Source organism: Paraburkholderia sp. RL17-381-BIF-C (assembly GCF_046026435.1).
Taxonomy (GTDB): domain Bacteria; phylum Pseudomonadota; class Gammaproteobacteria; order Burkholderiales; family Burkholderiaceae; genus Paraburkholderia.
Window position 1 is genome coordinate 21,879 of record NZ_JARESX010000017.1, and the last position, 16,537, is coordinate 38,415.

The window sequence follows — 16,537 nt, forward strand, 5'->3', positions numbered from 1 at the left end:
CTCGCCGGTCAACCCGCACACTCTCTGCAAGGACACACTCGCATGAGCACGGAAGCCTACCCTATCGAAGTCGAATTCCCCGATATTTCGGGCCACGAACAATCGGCATCCGGTATCGCCTATGTCCACACGTTCGACTCGGGTGCACCGGGTCCGCACGTGATGATCAACGCGCTCACACACGGCAACGAAGTGTGCGGCGCGATCGTCGTGGACGAATTATTGCGGTGCGCGCTGCGGCCACGCCGTGGACGCCTCACACTGGCGTTCGCGAACGTCGACGCATATCGGAGTTTCGATTCGGCGCAGCCGGACGCGGCCCGCTTCGTCGATCAGGATTTCAACCGCGTATGGACTGCCGCGGTGCTCGACGATACTTCGCGCACGTCCAGCGAACTGGAGCGTGCGCGCGCGATGCGGCCCGTGATCGACAGCGTCGATCTTCTACTCGATCTGCACTCCATGCACGAGAAGAGCAAGCCGCTGATCGTGGCGGGACCGCTGCAAAAAGGTATCGACCTCGCCGTGCGACTCGGCACGCCCGCCACCGTGATCTGCGACGAAGGCCATCCGGAAGGCCGCCGCATGCGCGATTACGAAGGCTTCGGCGACCCCGCCAGCCCAAAGAACGCGCTGCTGATCGAATGCGGACAGCATTGGGAACGCAATGCGGTTGCGGTCACGCGCGACACCACCGCGCGCTTTCTGCTGCTGGCCGGCGTGGTCGATGAAGCGGATCTGCCGGCTGGCTGGCTTGCGCCATTGCCGGGCGTGCAGCATATCGTCCGCGTGACGCAGCCGGTGGTGGCCACCAGCATGGATTTCCGTTTCGCGGCGGCGTATACGGGTCTCGAGATCTTTCCCGAGGCCGGTGCCGTGATCGGCTGGTCGAACGGCGAGGCCATCACCACGCCCTACGACGACTGCATGCTCGTCATGCCATCGCTGCGGCAACTGCGGCCGGGCGTGACCGTGGTGCGGCTGGGCAAGATCGAGCAGACCGTGACGAACACCCCAACCCATGGCCAATGAAACGGCCCATCCACACTCAAAGGCAACGTAGCGATGAAGGTACAGCAGCTCAAGCAAAGCGTGAATCTGCAGAATCTGGAGGACTGGGGCACGGCCGGGCTGCCCGGCACGACGCCGATCCAGGTGTCGGGCGTGCAACGCGTCATCAAGGGCAGCGAGGCCATCGACACCGGCATTTTCGAATGCACCGCCGGCACTTATCGCCGCTCGGTCAAGCAGGCCGAAGTGATGCACTTCATTGCCGGACGGGGACGCTTCACGCCCGATAACGAGGAAACCATCCACTTCGAGAGTGGCGACACGCTCTTCTTCGAAGCCAACACCGAAGGGCTGTGGGAAGTCGAGGAAACCATGCGCAAGGTTTACGTCATCTTCTGACCACCGTTTCACGCTGTTCACCGAGCGCCGCGCTGCACCATGCCGGCCCTGCGAGGGCCGCGCTCCCCCTTCTGCCAACACCCCGTCTCACCCCGGCGCGCCAAAGCGCGCCGCGGCCTGCCTCGTTCTTCGCGCTGTCCAGCGTCTTTTTCCAGTCGATGTGCATCTGCAACAGAGTGGGGTAATCCCGCGTTGACCCCTCGTCGTCATCTTACTTACAGTTCAGCCTTGTTCGCACAAAGAATCGCTGTTCTACATACGAACAGAACGGCGGAGAAAAATCAAAGGACGGCCGGGTCGCCAACCACGCTCAAGTCAGTCGAAGCAGGTCGAATTGGAGAATACCTTTATGAATCGCAATATCACTATGACCCGGATCGCATGCGCGATCGCCGCTCTCGCCAGCGCACCGGTTTTCGCGCAAAGCAGCGTCACGCTGTACGGTATCGTCGATGCCGGTATCGGCTATCAAAGCAGCGCAAGCTCGCTTGGCTCGAACGCCGGCGGCAAGTCCAAAGTGAACATGATCAACGGCGTATGGGCCGGCAGCCGCTTCGGTTTGAAGGGCGGCGAAGATCTCGGCGGCGGCACCAAGGCCATCTTCCAGTTGGAATCCGGCTTCAACTCGAGCACCGGCGCCCAGCAATACACGAATGCGATGTTCGGCCGCCAGGCATGGGTCGGCGTGACGAACCCGACCTACGGTACGCTGCAGGCCGGCCGCCAGTACACGGCTTACTACTCGCTGCTGTCGCCGTATAGCCCGACCACGTGGCTCACCGGCTACTACGGCGCGCACCCGGGCGACGTCGACGCGCTCGACACGATTTACCGCGCGAACAACTCGCTCGTCTATACGTCGCCGAAACTGTACGGCTTCACGTTCAGCGGTTCGTACGCCCTCGGCGGCGTGCCGGGCAGCCTGAACCGCGGCTCGACCTGGAGCGGCGCGGTGCAGTACATCAACGGCCCGGTTGGCGTCGCGGTGGGCTTCATGCGCATCAACAACTCGACGCTGGGCGGCGGTGCCTACGGCGCGGATTCCACCGTGTCGAACAACGGCGCGCAGCCGGGCGTATCGGCCGTGACCAACGGCTATCAAACAGCACAGGCGCAGCAGCGTTTTGCCGTGACCGGCGGCTATAACTTCGGCAATGGCTGGGACGTGTCCGCGGCTTACTCGAATGTGCAGTACATTCCGGGTATCAACTCGAGCTTCCGCGACACGGCGATCTTCAATACGGGCGGTGTCGTGCTGCACTGGAAGCCAACTGTTTCGTGGGACTTCGCGACCGGCTACAGCTACACTCGCGCTACCAAGGCGAACGGCATCACGAGTTCGGCGCAGTACCAGCAGGTCAACCTGTCCGAGTACTATTCGTTGTCGAAGCGCACCGGCCTTTATGCATTGCAGGCGTTCCAGCGCACCAATGGCAATACGCTGGGCACGGCCGGCTCGGGTCACATCATCAGCGCGACGGCAACCATCGGCGACGGCTTCCAGAGCGCGCCGTCGTCGTCGCGTAGCCAGTTCGCCGCAGGCGTGGGCATCGTGCATCGCTTCTAAAATCGGCGCACGATCTTAAAAAGAGGAAGGCTCGTTACGGCGGGCCTTTCCGTATTCCGCAGTCAGGAGACACATCATGAGCCGCAGCAACGCTGTGAACGTTCAGACCTTCCTCAACGAACATCCCTTTTCGCCGTTCCAGTGGCTCGTCTTCTTCATGTGCTTCATCATCGTCCTGCTGGACGGTTTTGACACGGCCGCGATCGGCTTCATTGCGCCTTCCCTGATCGCCGAATGGGGCATCACCAAGCCGGCGCTTGCGCCGGTGCTGAGTGCCGCGCTATTCGGCCTCGCCTGCGGCGCACTCGGCTCGGGACCGCTGTCCGACCGGCTCGGGCGACGCTCCATGCTGCTCGGCTCGGTGCTGCTGTTCGGCGTGGCGTGTCTCGCCTCGGCCTTCTCGAACAGCATCGGACAATTGACGACGCTGCGCTTCATCACCGGCGTGGGTCTGGGCGCGGCCATGCCGAACGCCGTCACGATGATGGGCGAATACTGCCCGGATCGCCGCCGCGCGACCGTGATCAATCTGATGTTCTGCGGCTTTCCGCTCGGCGCCGCGTTCGGCGGATTTCTCGCGGCGTGGATGATTCCGCATTTCGGCTGGCGCAGCGTGTTGCTGCTCGGCGGCATCACCCCGCTGCTGCTTCTGATCCTGCTGGCGCTCAAGATGCCGGAGTCGGTGCGCTACATGGTGGCCAATAGCCAGCCGGTCGAACGGATTCGCGCGGCGCTCTCGCGCATTTCGAGCGAAGCGGCGCAAGCGGGCACCTTCATCATGACCGAAACCGCGCCGCAAACCGGCGGCAAGGGCGTGGCGGTGGTGCTGTCGCGCTCGTACATCATCGGCTCGGTGATGCTGTGGATCACCTATTTCATGGGCCTCGTCATCTTCTACGCGTCGATCAACTGGATGCCGATCCTGCTGAAGGACGCCGGCCTCACGCCGCAACGCGCGACGCTGATTTCCGCGCTGTTCCCGCTCGGCGGCGTGGGCGCCGTGCTGTGCGGCGTGCTGATGGACCGCTTCAACGCGAACCGGATCATCGCGGCCTGCTATGCATTGACGGCCGTGAGCGTGTATTTCATCGGCCAGGCGGTGGGCAACGTGGGCGCGCTGGTGTTCGTCGTGTTCGTGGCCGGCGTGTTGATGAATACCGCGCAGTCGTCGATGCCGGCGCTCGCCGCCGCGTTCTACCCGACCGAAGGCCGTGGCACGGGCGTGGCGTGGATGCTCGGCATCGGGCGCTTCGGCGGCATTGCGGGCTCGTTTCTCGTGGCCGAACTGACGCGCCGCCACTTCACGTTCGCGGGCATCTTCGCCATGGTCGCGGTGGCGGGTCTGATTTCGTGCGTGGCGTTGCTGATCAAACAGGCGGCACGGCCGCATGTGTCGAACGTGAGCGCCTCGAAGACGGAGTCGTTCGGGCATTGAAGAGACGAAGCGTGCGCATCTCGAGGACGCCATCCGGCAACGGATGCGCCGCATGACCCGATGGCTGTTTGAAGCCGCCCTGCGAGGCGGCTTTTTCTATTGCGGCGTCGCGTGAAAAAACGCGGCGCGCCACTTCCCGATAAACTACGTGCCTGTTGGCAAGTTCGGTTGCCGCGGTGGCGCATGCCATCGCTCGGGCAACGTTGCTCACCTCACCACAGGGTTCAAGGAATGAAACGCGTAGTCGTTGCCGCGCTGTTCGCGGCGTGCCTCGCGCAACCGGCCGCTCAGGCCGTCGCGCAAACCGTCAGCGATCAGTGCTTTGCGATCGGCGATATCGCCGGCCAGGTCGCGTCGTGGCGCGCGCATAAAAAGACCAAGGCGCAAGCGCTCGACCAGGCGGCCAAATACTACAAGGACGCGGCTGACCGGCAAGCGGTCAGCGCCATCATCGAGAAGATCTACAGCCCGGACGCGCCGCGCATGACGCCGGACCAGGCCAGCATGGCGTTTACGTCGGACTGCGCGAACCGTCAGGCGCAGGCGCCCGCGAAGTAGCGCCCGCGCGCTCAACTAGCCACTAACGTTGGCGAAAGGCATCGAGCGACGTCAGCGCGTTGCCGTGGAAATCGAACAGCGTGTTGTTGTCCCACTGATCGCCGGCGCCGAGCTTCCATCCGACATTCGGCGTCGGAATCCATTCCGGCTCCCACCAGAACACGCCTTTGCCGTGGCCATCCGGTATCGCCTCGACAATGTCCGTCAACGCGCCGAGAAACTGCGCCTGGCCCGCCGGCGTCTGCGGATAGCTCGCCGTCCCGACGTTGGTCATCGCGTTCGGTTCGGAATCGCCGTCGCTGGCGGTCCATGGATAGGCCGTCTCGACCACCATCACGTCCTTGTCGTAGCGCGTTGCGAGATCGTTCGCGTTGTTCTGCAGATCGCTCAGCGAGCCTTGCCACTGCGGGTAGTAGGACAGGCCGATCACATCGAACGTAACGCCGCGCTGGGTCGCGCTGTCGAACCACCAGCGGCTCGTCGCGTTGTTACCGCCGCTGTCGATATGCAACATGACCTTGATGCGATCGTCAACGGATTTGACCGCGTCGTGCCCCGCTTTCAGCAATTGGGCGAGGTTGTCCCACTGATCGTACTTGCCGAGCGGCCACAGCATGCCGCCGGTGATCTCGTTGCCCACTTGCACCCACTCCGGGTGCACGCCGTCGCGCTTGAGCATCTTCAGCACATTCGACGTGTACTCCGACAGCAACGCGCAGGTCTGCGCGATATCCTTGCCGGCCCACGCGTGCGGCGGATACTGCTTGCCCGGATCGGCCCACCAGTCGCTGTAGTGGAAATCGATCAGCACGCGCATGCCGAGCGCGGCCGCGCGGCGCGCAAGCAGGCGCACATGGTCCGCATTGTTGTACCCGGCGGCGGGGCTCTGATCGGCCGGAAAGAAGTTCGGGTTGCCCGGATCGTTCCAGACCTTGATACGAATCGAATCGACGCCATGCCTTCTCAGCAGCAACAGACAGTCGTGCGGCACGCCGTGCTCATAGAACTTCGCGCCGTTCGCCTCCAGTTTGAGCAGCGTCGATACGTCGGCGCCTTTCGCAAAGCGACTGCCACGCCCCGAAGCCTGCAACTCCGCCGCGAGTGCCTGCGCGCCGAGCGTTGCGCCGACACCGGCTGCGGCCGCCGTCGACGCGAGCCAGCCGAGCATTTCTCTTCTGTTCATCTGTCATCCTCCATCTATTGATGGGCGGCTCTTCCGAAGGCCGCCTGGTCCCAGGTTGAAGCGCTTGAGTGTCACCCTCCGACTACACACACTGTTGGATCCGATTCCGTCGAACAGCCAATCAGATCATTCGCTCTTCCATGCGCACACGTCGCCTGTTTTCAGCAGTGCACTGCCGAGCACGAACGTCGCAGCAACCGGCGCCGGCGCATGCACGGGCTGCGCACCGAAGTTGAACGCGAAGGTCAGATCGCCGCGCCGCCGGATGCGCAAGCCTTCCGCCAGCCGTTGCGTTTCGATGCCGGCATCGCGCGCGGCCTGCTCCAATACCGTGCGATGCAACGCATGCGACAACCAGCCGGCCACGTAGCGAACCTTTCCGTGCGAGAGCACTGCGGGCCACATGTCGTCGAATTGCGCCTCGACCTGCGTATCGAGGTTGGCCCGCACGTGCTCGCGCCAATGCATCGCCACACCGTGCGTGCCACCAATCGACACCGCGGGTGCCAGCGTGGGCCGCAGCGTCTCGACTTCGAGCACCTGCATCGGCAGCACGCGTTGCAACGCGCCGGGCGGCAGCGTGGAGGGGATCGCGAAGCTGTCGGTTTTCGAGCCGCTGCGCGGGCCGAACACCCATTGCGCCTCGCTTCGCTCGATCTGATGCACGAGCGCCTCGTCGACCACGGCGATGCTCGGCACGACCACCATCGCATAAGCCGACAGATCCGCGCGGCTCGACACGATATCCACGTCGAGCCCGAGTTCGCGCAACGACTCGTAGTAGTCGAACGCCAGCGTCTGATAGTCGAAGGTCTTGCCATGACGCTGAATCTCGAACATCCATTGCGTCTCGTAGTCGAATACGACTGCAACAGCCGCACGCGCCGGTGCATCGAGTTCGGACAGTGCGGCGCTCGCGGCGATTTCCCGCGCCGCCTGCTGCACCTCGAGGCCACCCGGCGACAGTTCGTTGTTCGGCAGATTGAGCCCGGAATGCATCTGCTCCTGCGCATACGGACACTGACGCCAGCGGAAATACGACACCAGTTCCGCGCCGTGCGCGAACGCCTCGTAAGCCCACAGCCTGACCATGCCTTTCGCCGGCACCGGGTTCCACGGCGCCCAGTTGACCGGACCGGCCTGCTGCTCCATCACCCAGAAACGCCCGCTGCCGATTGCCCGATAGCGATCGTGGTCGAACGCGGACACGTCGGGGTGCGCGGTGCGTGCATAGAGCGCTTTCTGTTCGTCGGGCAGCGAGATCGATTCAGTGCGCGCGATCGGGTAGCTGTCCCATGCGGCGACATCGATCGCATTGTCTTTGGCGAAACGGTAGTGATCGAAGGTCGTGAAAAAACCCATGAAGTTGTGCAGCAGATCCGCAGCCGGCGCATGCTCGCGCAACACGTCGATCTGCTCGCGATGAAAACCCGCCACCTCGTCCGACATGAAGCGGCGGAAGTCGAGCAGATGAATCGGATTGGCGTCGGTGGGCGTAAGGTTCGGCAAGCCGATCGCCTCGAACGACGGATACTCCATGCTCCAGAATACGTTGCCCCATGCGTCGTTGAGCGCTTCGACGGTTTCGTAGCGCCGCCGCAGCCACGTCTGAAAGCGCGCGAGCGCGGCAGGCGAATAGCTGGGCACGGTTTCGTGACAGCCGAGTTCGTTATCGGTCTGCCACGCGACGATCGAGGCATGCCGCCCGTAGCGCTGAGCCATTGCCGTGACGATCCGCAAGCACTCGCGCCGATAGGTTTCGCTGGATATATCGTAGTGCCGGCGTGAACCGAAATTCCAGCGCGTGCCATCGGCGCGCACCGGCAGCACGTCGGGATACGCGTCGATCAGCCACTTCGGCGGCGAAGCGGTCGGCGTGCCGAGCACCAGTTTCAATCCCGCGGCCGCCAGTGTGTCGACGGCTTCGTCGAGCCATTCCCACACGAATTCGCCGGCGCGCGGCTCCATCCGGCTCCACGCGAATTCAGCGATCCGCACATGGGCGATGCCGAGTTCGGCCATACGTTTCGCGTCGTCGGCCCACATCGTGCGCGGCCATTGTTCCGGGTAATAACAGACACCAAGTTGCATGAGAGATTCTCGTTGTTAGATAACGTCGGACCGGCGCTCAGCCCTTGCTTGCACCGAAGGTCAAACCGGCTACGAAGTGCTTCTGCATCAGGAAGAACATCAGCACGGAAGGCAACGCGGCCAGCACCGAGCCCGCGGCGACCAGGTTCCACGCGGTCGTCCATTGGCCCTTGAGCGCAGCGACGCCCACCGTGATCGGCGCGGCGTCGTCGCCTTGCGTGAGACATAGCGCCCAGAAATAGTCGTTCCACACGAACGTGAACACCAGAATGCCGAGTGCGGCGAGCGCGGGCCGGATCAGCGGCAACACGATGCGCAGATAGATGGTCCATTCGCTCGCGCCTTCCACGCGCGCGGCCTCGATCATTTCGAATGGCAACTGTTTGATGAAATTTCGCAGAAACAGCGTGCAGAAGCCGGTCTGAAATGACACGTGGAAAATCACCAGCGCCCACACGCTATTGAACAGTCCGACCTTCAGCGCCATGTCGCGCACCGGGATCATCAGGATCTGGATCGGCACGAAATTGCCGGCGACGAATGCGAATAGCACAGCCGTATTGCCCGGAAACCGGTAGGTCGCCAACGCAAAGCCCGCCATCGACGCCAGCACGATCGCGCCGAGCACCGAAGGCACCGTGATCAGCACGCTGTTGGCAAAGTAATGCAGCATCGGCGTTTGCGTGAGCGCCGTGCCGTAGTTTTCTAGCAGCGCAAAGTGCTTCGGCCAGCCCCAATAGTCGCCTTGCGACAGCTCGTCGGATGAACGGATCGACGTGACGAGCACGGCCAGCATCGGCAGAAGCCATATCAACAGCGCAATGGGCAACGACACTTTGTAGAGCGTGCGATTGAGCGGTTTCCAGCGTTCGACGGGAAGCGGATACATGACGCGCAACTCCTTGGAGATCAGCGTTCTTCGCGCAGCATGCGGCGCAAATGGAACACGATGTAGACGAGCATGATGGCGAACAGCACGACGGCAATCGCCGCGGAATAGCCTTCGCGGTAGTACTTGATAGCCTGGTCGTACATGTAATAGGCGAGCACGGTGGAACTGTCGAACGGACCGCCGCCGCTCATCACCGCGATCAGGTCGAAGCTGCGCAATGCGCCGATCACCGTCAGCACCACGGCCATGAACGTGGCGGGCCGCAGTTGCGGCAGGATCACGTGCCATAGCAGCTTCACGCCTTTGGCGCCTTCCATGCGCGCCGCCTCGACCACTTCCGGATTGATACCCGTCAGGCCCGTCAGGTAGAGGACCATGCAGAACGGTGTTTGCGGCCATAACGCGGCGAACACGATGCCGAACGTCACCGTATGCGGATCGCCGAGCACGGGAATGCCGTGTCCGACGATCAGGCGCAGCAAGCCGAAGCCCGGATCGTAGAACCAGCTGAACACGAGACCGACCACCACGCCCGAGAGCACGAACGGCGCGAAGAACAGCGACTTCACGACGCGCATGCCACGGATATGCTGGTTCAGATACAACGCGAACAGCAGCCCGAGCGGCGGCGCCAGCAGAAACAGCGCGAGCCAGATAAGGTTGTTCTTGAGCGCTGTATAAAACGTGTCGGCATGAAACAGCTCGATATAGTTGTCGAAGCCGGCGAAGGTCTTCGGCGTCATGCCGTCCCAGTGATAAAAACTGAGCGAAATGCTGCTGATGATCGGATACACCACGCACAGGCAAAACAACGCACAACCCGGCAACAGGAAGAAGAACGCGGCGCGATGCTGATGACGGCGCGTGGTCGAGACGTGACGGTGCGAAGCCGCGGGTAAGCGGCGCGCTGCGGAATGAGACATGGATCGGGCCTCGTCGGAAAGCGAAGGCGATTCGAAGACGAGCGCCGGCCGTTGCTAGGCCGCCGGCGCTCCGTGACTGACTTCTTTACTTCTGATAGATGCGCTTACGGGTCGCTTCGAGGCGCACGAGCACGGCGTCGAGTTGCGACGGATCGCTGTAGAACTGCTGCATCGCTTTCATGCCTTCGTCGGCCATTTCCTTCTGCATGTCGCGATCGTAGAACTGCGCGATACCGCCCTTGGTGTTGGCGAGCGTCTGGAAGCCAACCTTCGAAATCGGATCGTCAGGCTCGGTCGCCAGACTGTTCGACGGCAGCGTTCCCCAGCCCTTCGCGAGATCGGCGTTGATCTGCGGCTGTTCCATGAAGGCGAGCAGCCTGCGCGCGTCGACCTTGTTTTTCGCCTTTGCGGGAATCAGCAGCACGTTGACCGGACCGTCCTCGGCCATCGGCACGTTCGCGTCGATCACGGGGAAGCGGAAGAAGCCGGTTTGCGGCTTGAGGTTCGCCGGAATGCTCGCGGAGAAGAACGTGCCCATCAGCATCATCGACGCCTTGCCGTTCACGAGAAACGGCGCGATCGAATCGAGGTCATAAGAGAGCGCATTGTCGATGAAGTAGTGATCGTCGATCAGCGTTTTCCACGCGGCGTAGACCTTTTTCACGCGTGCGTCGGTGTACGGAATTTCGCCGGCCATCAATTGCTGATGGAATGCGTTGCCGTTGATGCGCAGATCCAGATAGTCGAACCAGGCGGCAAGCGTCCAGCTGTCGCGAGCGGCCACCGCGATCGGCGCGACGCCGCTGGCCTTCAGCTTCTTGCAGGCATCGAGAAATTCATCCCACGTTTTCGGCTCGCTCTTGATGCCGGCCTTCTCGAACAGATCCTTGCGATAGAAGAAACCGTAGGCGTCGTAGCCGAGCGGCGCCGCGTACTGCTTGCCCTTATACGTCGACGCATCCTTCACCGACGCGTACTGCTGCGACCAGCCATTTTTGCTCCAGTCCGCCGACAGGTCTTCGAGCAGGCCGCGTTGCGCGTAATACGCCATGCGCTCGCCGTCGTGCCATGAAACGACGTCGGGCGGATCGGTGGCAAGCCAGCCGCTCATCTGCACCTTGTACGCTTCTTCGGTGATGTAGGTCACCTTCAGATCGACATCGGGATTGGCCTTCTTGAACTTGTCGAACGCGTCCTGCCATGTCGAGCGCTGATTACCGCGCGCCGATACGTTGACGTTGAGCGTGGCGGCGTCGACTGCGGCACAGCAGAGCGAACCGGCGACCAGTGCGGCTGCGATCGACACGTGTGCAAGACGGCGAAGGCGAAAAGCAATCATCTTGTGTCTCCTTGATACCTTGTTGGCCGGCAGCGCGGCTGCCGGCAATGTAACCCGCTCTGTGGCGGAATTCGGCTTTGATGAATCTGTTGATGCTTCAAACGCGCACGAACCAAAACTCAAGCGGCGGCGCGTTCGGGCTCGAACGCGCTTCGCCGCAGTGCAATCCCATCCGCGTCGAACAGATGACAGGCAGAAGGCGGAACGTGAATGGCAATACGCTCGCCCGACCCGATCGGCGTATCGCCCGCGGCCTTGGCGATGAGCGTGCCCGCCGCATGATCCGCATGGATATAGCTGTGCTCGCCGAGCCGTTCCGACAGCACCGTCGTGCACTGCACGGACTGCCCGGCGCCGTCGAGGCGCAGATGTTCCGGCCGCACGCCGAGCGTGACCGGCTGGCCGCGCTGCAAACGTTGACCGTCGACCTGTGCGGTCAAACGCTCGCCGCTTTGCGTCAGCGTGACCGTCACGTTGCCCGGCTCGATCGAATCGACCACGGCGTCAATAAAATTCATGCGCGGCGAACCGATGAAACCCGCCACGAAGCGCGACTTTGGATGGTGATACAACTCGAGCGGCGCGCCGCTTTGCGCAATGCTGCCGAAGCGCTCGGCGTCCGCGCCTGCATGCAGCAGCACGATCCGGTCGGCGAGCGTCATCGCTTCGACCTGGTCGTGGGTCACGTACACCACGCTCGCGTTGGCAAAGCGCTGATGCAAACGCGCGATTTCGACGCGCGTCTGGCCACGCAGCGCGGCGTCGAGATTCGACAGCGGCTCGTCGAACAGGAACACGCCGGGCTCCCGCACGATCGCGCGGCCGATCGCGACGCGCTGTCGCTGCCCGCCCGAAAGCGCTTTCGGATAGCGCTCCAGAAAGCTGTCCAGTTGCAGAATGCGCGCGGCTTCGCGCACCTTGCTGTCGATCACGTTCTTGGGTTGTTTCGCGAGCTTCAGACCGAATGCCATGTTGTCGAACACGGTCATGTGCGGAAACAGCGCGTAGCTCTGGAACACCATGGCGACGCCGCGCGCCGCTGCGGGTACGTCGTTCACCAGACGGCCGCCGATATGCAGTTCGCCTTCGCTCAGGTCTTCGAGCCCCGCGATCATTCTCAGCAGAGTCGACTTGCCGCAACCCGAAGGTCCCAGAAAGACGCAGAACTCGTGCTGCGCTATCTCCAGATTCACGCGCCGGATCACCGGCGGATGGTCACCGTACGACTTCTGCACGTTCGTCAAACGAATTGCCGCCATGCTGCCTCCGTGGATTTAACCGCTTAAATTTCTAGGAAAAATAAGTGACCAACCCTTGCACGGCAGGCATTTAATCGCTTAAATTCGAGTTCGAGGGAAAAAGTCATGGCGGGTGTCTCCTGGATGTTTTCCAGCAAGTTATCAACGTCGCCCACAGCTTGCAACATTTGAATCGCATTCCCTGAATATGGGATAAAGAAGTTATGGTCACTCTGTCCGAAGTTGCGAAGCGCGCTCACGTCACCGCCGCGACTGTCTCCAACGTGCTGCGCAACCGCGAGAAGGTGCGCCCCGAAACGGCTGAACGCGTGCTCAAGGCGATCGCCGATCTCGGCTACCGGCCCAACCTGAATGCACGCGCACTGGCCGAGGGCCGCTCGTCGACGCTCGCGTTGATGCTGTCGAATATCTCGAACCCGTTCTACCCCGAGTTCGTGCTGGCCGCCGAGCGTGCCGCGCGCAAAGCCGGCCACTTCCTGATGGTTTGCAATACTGACGATGACGCCGAGATCGGCCGCGCGTATCTGAACCAGATCGCGGGCACGCTGGCCGACGGCGTGCTAGTCATGAACACGGACATCACGATCAACGATCTGTGTGCGTCGGCTACGCACAGCGCGCCGATTTTGCTGGCCATGTGGGAACACCCGGAATCGCCTCCCGCGCTGCCTTGCATCGCCGTGGATTTTCATCTCGCGGGCGAGCTGGCCGCGCGGCATCTGCTCGAACTCGGCCACCGCGAAATCGGCCTTCTGATCGGCGACGGTTGCGGCGGCTTGCAGGATGCGCGCTCCAACGGGTTTCGCGCCGCGATGCGCGCCGCCGGTATCGAGACCGACGCGGCGGCGGTGCTGCAAATCCGCGACTCGATCGACGCGGGCTACGCCGCCTGCATGCAACTGATGGCAAACCGGCCGCATCTCACCGCGATTTTCGCGACCAACGACCTGCTCGCGATCGGTGCGGCACAGGCGCTGCTGACGCTGGGCCGAGCGGTGCCAAACGACGTTTCGGTGATCGGCATTACGGACATTCAACTGGCGCACCAGGTGCATCCCGCTTTGACGACGGTCGCGATTCAGACCGCGGCGATCGCGGAGTTGTCGGTCGAGAGTCTGATCCGGCTGATCCAGACGCCGGACCAGCAGCCGTCGATGCTGCTCGCCCCGCCGCCCACGCTGATCGTGCGCGCGTCGACCGGGCCGCGACGGCCGAAATGAATTTGCAAGCCATTCAGCAGAAAATGCTGTCACAGCACGAAAAAAAAGGCGTACAAACCGCCAACGCCCCGATTGGCAAATTGATCGATTGCGGCACAGGCGTAGCATCGATCCATCAATCGGCCCACGGTACGCGGCCGCGCCGCCGCGAGCCTCGCCGAATCAAGGGCAACCTGAAGGAGCAACCCGATGTCTCTCGCATTGACGCGCAGTGAACTGATTCGCCCGCAGAACCTGATCGACGGAAAATGGGCCGGTGCCGCCGACGGCGCCCGCTTTGCCGTCACCAACCCGGCCACCGGCGAAACGATCGTCGAAGTCGCGAACAGCGGCGCCGCGGACGCGCGCGCCGCCACCGACGCCGCAGCCCGCGCGTTCCCCGCCTGGCGCGATAAGCTGCCGCGCGAGCGCGCCGAGATTCTGCGCCGCTGGCACGCGCTGATCGTCGCCAATACCGACGACCTCGCGAAGCTGATGTCGATGGAACAGGGCAAGCCGCTCGCGGAAAGCCGCGGCGAAGTGGCTTACGGCGCGTCGTACGTGGCGTGGTTCGCCGACGAAGCGACCCGCATCTACGGCGATCTGATTCCGCAGCAGCAGCGCGGCAAGCGCATGAGCGCGGTGAAGGAACCGGTCGGCGTGGTCGCGGCCATCACGCCGTGGAATTTCCCGCTGGCCATGATCGCCCGCAAGATCGCGCCCGCGCTCGCGGCCGGTTGCACCGTGGTCGCCAAACCCGCCGAAGACACGCCGCTCACCGCGCTCGCTCTCGCCGCGCTCGCGCAGGAAGCCGGTCTGCCGGACGGTGTGTTGAACATGCTGTCGGCCTCGCGTGAACAGGGCATTGCCGCGGTTGCCGATTGGCTCGCCGACGCGCGCGTGCGCAAGATCACGTTCACCGGCTCCACGCCGGTCGGCAAGCATCTCGCGCGTGAATCCGCGGGCACGCTCAAGAAGCTCTCGCTGGAATTGGGCGGCAACGCGCCCTTTATCGTATTCGACGACGCCGATCTCGACGCCGCCGTCACCGGTCTGATGGCGGCGAAATTCCGCAATGGCGGCCAGACCTGCGTGTGTCCGAACCGCGTGTATGTGCAGGCCGGCGTCTATGCGCGCTTTGCCGAGCTGCTCGCGCGACGCGTCGCCGCCTTGAAGGTTGCGCCCGCAACGGACCCGGACGCGCAGATCGGCCCGATGATCAACGAGCGCGCAATCGAGAAGATCGCCCGTCACGTGGAAGACGCCGTCAAACACGGAGCGAAAGTGCTGACCGGCGGCAAGCGCCTGACGGAACTCGGCCCGAACTACTACGCGCCGACCGTGCTGACGGACGCGCGCGACGACATGCTGGTCTGCTGCGAAGAAACCTTCGGCCCGGTTGCCCCGCTCTTCAGTTTCGACGACGAAGCCGAAGCGATCCGCCTCGCCAACGACACGCCGTTCGGCCTCGCCGCCTACTTCTACACGCAGGACGTGCGGCGTATCAACCGCGTGGCCGCACAGCTCGAAGCGGGGGTGATCGGCATCAATGAAGGCGCAGTGTCGAGCGAAGCGGCGCCGTTTGGTGGCGTGAAGGAATCGGGCTATGGCCGCGAAGGGTCGAAGTACGGGCTCGACGATTACATGTCGATCAAGTACCTGTGCCAAGGCGGGCTTGATTGACGAGCCGCTATCCCGCTGGCAACTGAACGCCTGACCTGCACACTCTGCCGCCTCGGCGCAGCGCCTTACATTCCAAAGAGGCGCTGTACCGAAGCGGCAGTTTTCATTCAATCGCTATTTGGCCAGCAAAGCCCGCTGATGCGCTTTCACCAGATCACCCATGCTGTTGAAGCGGAAGTCGATCTCCGGCTGTGAGCCCGGATCCATCGTCGCACCGAAGCCCTGCTTTGCGTGCCGGCGATAAATCCAGCAGGACGAGAGACCGAATTCGTTCGCCGGTTTGTGGTCGTGGAACAGGCTTTCGGCCGTGTGCAAAATCTTTTCCTTCCTGATGCCTCGCTCGCCCAGCTTTTCCAGCATGTACTCGAAATTGCGCGGCGACGGCTTGTATGACCCAATATCCTCGGCCGTGAAAATCGCGTCGAATTCGACCTGTAGTTTCGCGTTGCTATAAGCAAAGCTTTCGTTATCGACGTTCGACAGAATCACCAGCTTGTAATGCTGCTTCAGGTATTGCAACGACGCAGCGGAATCGTCGAACGCGGGCCAGTTTTGGATCGACTTGCCGTACGCCACGCAGTCGGCGAGCGTGTACGGCACCTGCCACTCTTCCGCAAGACGCTTGTAGACGATCGGCAGTAGCTCCTGATAACGCCGCCCCGGCGTGTATCTCTGCTGCGACGATTCGTGCCGCGCGTGTGCTTCGAGCACCTGGTCGCGCGTGAGTGGCGGTTCCACACGCGCGAGAAGCGTCCGCAAGCCTTCGAAAATGCCGGTTTCCCAGTCGATCAACGTTCCATAGCAGTCGAACGTCAGCGTATCGAAATCGGTCAATTGCATGCCGGTTCTCTCCTTGTTTCGCCGAATGTGAACACAGTGTAGAGCGATGGCCGCGCTTCTCCAAATCTCAGTTCCCCGAACAAACCGCCAACCCGCTCTCGTTGGAACCCACACGCGCAAGTGCCTACAACGGCCGCGCGTGCAATAGCGTAACCGTC

The 16,537-nt window shown here is 62.7% G+C and carries 15 protein-coding genes; 8 read left to right on the plus strand and 7 right to left on the minus strand.

Annotation, left to right across the window (positions count from 1 at the left end; translation table 11 throughout):
* The first annotated feature begins 42 nt into the window (after nt 1-42).
* The 5 genes from P0D70_RS13200 (at nt 43) to P0D70_RS13220 (ending at nt 4,970) form a co-directional block, all read left to right on the plus strand.
* Nucleotides 43-1,032, plus strand: a complete 990-nt coding sequence (locus P0D70_RS13200; protein ID WP_408184810.1) for a succinylglutamate desuccinylase/aspartoacylase domain-containing protein — start codon at nt 43-45, stop codon at nt 1,030-1,032.
* 33 nt (nt 1,033-1,065) lie between these two features.
* Nucleotides 1,066-1,410, plus strand: a complete 345-nt coding sequence (locus P0D70_RS13205) for a cupin domain-containing protein (protein WP_408184811.1) — start codon at nt 1,066-1,068, stop codon at nt 1,408-1,410.
* Between the two features lie 349 nt (nt 1,411-1,759).
* Nucleotides 1,760-2,977 (plus strand): porin, encoded by a 1,218-nt coding sequence (locus tag P0D70_RS13210; RefSeq protein ID WP_286162094.1) that lies wholly within the window; start codon nt 1,760-1,762, stop codon nt 2,975-2,977.
* A 76-nt stretch (nt 2,978-3,053) separates the two neighbouring features.
* The gene (locus P0D70_RS13215; protein ID WP_408184812.1) at nt 3,054-4,412 is read left to right on the plus strand and encodes an MFS transporter; all 1,359 of its coding nucleotides are present in this window, start codon (nt 3,054-3,056) and stop codon (nt 4,410-4,412) included.
* 231 nt (nt 4,413-4,643) lie between these two features.
* Nucleotides 4,644-4,970, plus strand: coding sequence for a hypothetical protein (locus P0D70_RS13220; RefSeq protein ID WP_408184813.1), 327 nt, complete (start codon nt 4,644-4,646; stop codon nt 4,968-4,970).
* Between the two features lie 22 nt (nt 4,971-4,992).
* Here P0D70_RS13220 and P0D70_RS13225 read toward each other — a convergent pair whose 3' ends face one another.
* From P0D70_RS13225 to P0D70_RS13250, 6 genes are all read right to left on the minus strand, one after another.
* A complete protein-coding gene (locus P0D70_RS13225) occupies nt 4,993-6,153 on the minus strand; it encodes a glycoside hydrolase family 53 protein (protein ID WP_408184814.1) in 1,161 nt (386 codons plus the stop codon).
* 126 nt (nt 6,154-6,279) lie between these two features.
* Complete coding sequence (locus P0D70_RS13230; RefSeq protein ID WP_408184815.1) at nt 6,280-8,244, minus strand: beta-galactosidase; 1,965 nt, start codon at nt 8,242-8,244, stop codon at nt 6,280-6,282.
* Nucleotides 8,245-8,281: 37 nt separating this feature from the next.
* Nucleotides 8,282-9,133, minus strand: coding sequence for a carbohydrate ABC transporter permease (locus P0D70_RS13235; protein WP_091803125.1), 852 nt, complete (start codon nt 9,131-9,133; stop codon nt 8,282-8,284).
* 20 nt (nt 9,134-9,153) lie between these two features.
* Nucleotides 9,154-10,059 carry a carbohydrate ABC transporter permease gene (locus P0D70_RS13240; RefSeq protein WP_408184816.1) on the minus strand — a complete coding sequence of 302 codons (906 nt, stop codon included), beginning with the start codon at nt 10,057-10,059 and terminating at the stop codon, nt 9,154-9,156.
* 85 nt (nt 10,060-10,144) lie between these two features.
* Complete coding sequence (locus tag P0D70_RS13245; RefSeq protein ID WP_408184817.1) at nt 10,145-11,398, minus strand: ABC transporter substrate-binding protein; 1,254 nt, start codon at nt 11,396-11,398, stop codon at nt 10,145-10,147.
* 119 nt (nt 11,399-11,517) lie between these two features.
* Nucleotides 11,518-12,657: an ABC transporter ATP-binding protein gene (locus tag P0D70_RS13250; protein WP_408184818.1), complete on the minus strand. Its 1,140-nt coding sequence runs from the start codon at nt 12,655-12,657 to the stop codon at nt 11,518-11,520.
* Between the two features lie 203 nt (nt 12,658-12,860).
* Between P0D70_RS13250 and P0D70_RS13255 the strand changes: the two genes are divergently transcribed.
* The 3 genes from P0D70_RS13255 to P0D70_RS13265 are packed head-to-tail and all read left to right on the plus strand — an operon-like array spanning nt 12,861 to nt 15,539.
* On the plus strand, nt 12,861-13,877 hold the full coding sequence (locus P0D70_RS13255) for a LacI family DNA-binding transcriptional regulator (RefSeq protein ID WP_091803138.1): 1,017 nt from the start codon (nt 12,861-12,863) through the stop codon (nt 13,875-13,877).
* Nucleotides 13,874-14,092 carry a hypothetical protein gene (locus tag P0D70_RS13260; RefSeq protein WP_408184819.1) on the plus strand — a complete coding sequence of 73 codons (219 nt, stop codon included), beginning with the start codon at nt 13,874-13,876 and terminating at the stop codon, nt 14,090-14,092. Before P0D70_RS13255 ends, P0D70_RS13260 begins: the two co-directional genes overlap by 4 nt.
* Entirely contained in the window at nt 14,067-15,539 is a 1,473-nt protein-coding gene (locus tag P0D70_RS13265) for an NAD-dependent succinate-semialdehyde dehydrogenase (RefSeq protein WP_091803140.1), read from the plus strand. The genes P0D70_RS13260 and P0D70_RS13265 overlap by 26 nt, the downstream gene beginning before the upstream one ends.
* A gap of 114 nt (nt 15,540-15,653) precedes the next feature.
* Here the strand turns inward: P0D70_RS13265 and P0D70_RS13270 are convergent, their stop codons facing one another.
* Nucleotides 15,654-16,379 carry a haloacid dehalogenase type II gene (locus P0D70_RS13270; RefSeq protein ID WP_408184820.1) on the minus strand — a complete coding sequence of 242 codons (726 nt, stop codon included), beginning with the start codon at nt 16,377-16,379 and terminating at the stop codon, nt 15,654-15,656.
* Nucleotides 16,380-16,537: the final 158 nt, after the last annotated feature.

Excerpts from the sequence above, each read along its gene's own strand:
- P0D70_RS13200 (WP_408184810.1), top strand. The coding sequence starts at position 43 with ATGAGCACGGAAGCCTACCCTATCGAAGTCGAATTCCCCGATATTTCG.
- P0D70_RS13260 (WP_408184819.1), top strand. The coding sequence starts at position 13,874 with ATGAATTTGCAAGCCATTCAGCAGAAAATGCTGTCACAGCACGAAAAA.
- P0D70_RS13235 (WP_091803125.1), bottom strand. The coding sequence starts at position 9,133 with ATGTATCCGCTTCCCGTCGAACGCTGGAAACCGCTCAATCGCACGCTC.
- P0D70_RS13205 (WP_408184811.1), top strand. The coding sequence starts at position 1,066 with ATGAAGGTACAGCAGCTCAAGCAAAGCGTGAATCTGCAGAATCTGGAG.
- P0D70_RS13230 (WP_408184815.1), bottom strand. The coding sequence starts at position 8,244 with ATGCAACTTGGTGTCTGTTATTACCCGGAACAATGGCCGCGCACGATG.
- P0D70_RS13220 (WP_408184813.1), top strand. The coding sequence starts at position 4,644 with ATGAAACGCGTAGTCGTTGCCGCGCTGTTCGCGGCGTGCCTCGCGCAA.
- P0D70_RS13215 (WP_408184812.1), top strand. The coding sequence starts at position 3,054 with ATGAGCCGCAGCAACGCTGTGAACGTTCAGACCTTCCTCAACGAACAT.
- P0D70_RS13210 (WP_286162094.1), top strand. The coding sequence starts at position 1,760 with ATGAATCGCAATATCACTATGACCCGGATCGCATGCGCGATCGCCGCT.
- P0D70_RS13270 (WP_408184820.1), bottom strand. The coding sequence starts at position 16,379 with ATGCAATTGACCGATTTCGATACGCTGACGTTCGACTGCTATGGAACG.
- P0D70_RS13255 (WP_091803138.1), top strand. The coding sequence starts at position 12,861 with ATGGTCACTCTGTCCGAAGTTGCGAAGCGCGCTCACGTCACCGCCGCG.
- P0D70_RS13225 (WP_408184814.1), bottom strand. The coding sequence starts at position 6,153 with ATGAACAGAAGAGAAATGCTCGGCTGGCTCGCGTCGACGGCGGCCGCA.
- P0D70_RS13245 (WP_408184817.1), bottom strand. The coding sequence starts at position 11,398 with ATGATTGCTTTTCGCCTTCGCCGTCTTGCACACGTGTCGATCGCAGCC.
- P0D70_RS13265 (WP_091803140.1), top strand. The coding sequence starts at position 14,067 with ATGTCTCTCGCATTGACGCGCAGTGAACTGATTCGCCCGCAGAACCTG.
- P0D70_RS13240 (WP_408184816.1), bottom strand. The coding sequence starts at position 10,059 with ATGTCTCATTCCGCAGCGCGCCGCTTACCCGCGGCTTCGCACCGTCAC.
- P0D70_RS13250 (WP_408184818.1), bottom strand. The coding sequence starts at position 12,657 with ATGGCGGCAATTCGTTTGACGAACGTGCAGAAGTCGTACGGTGACCAT.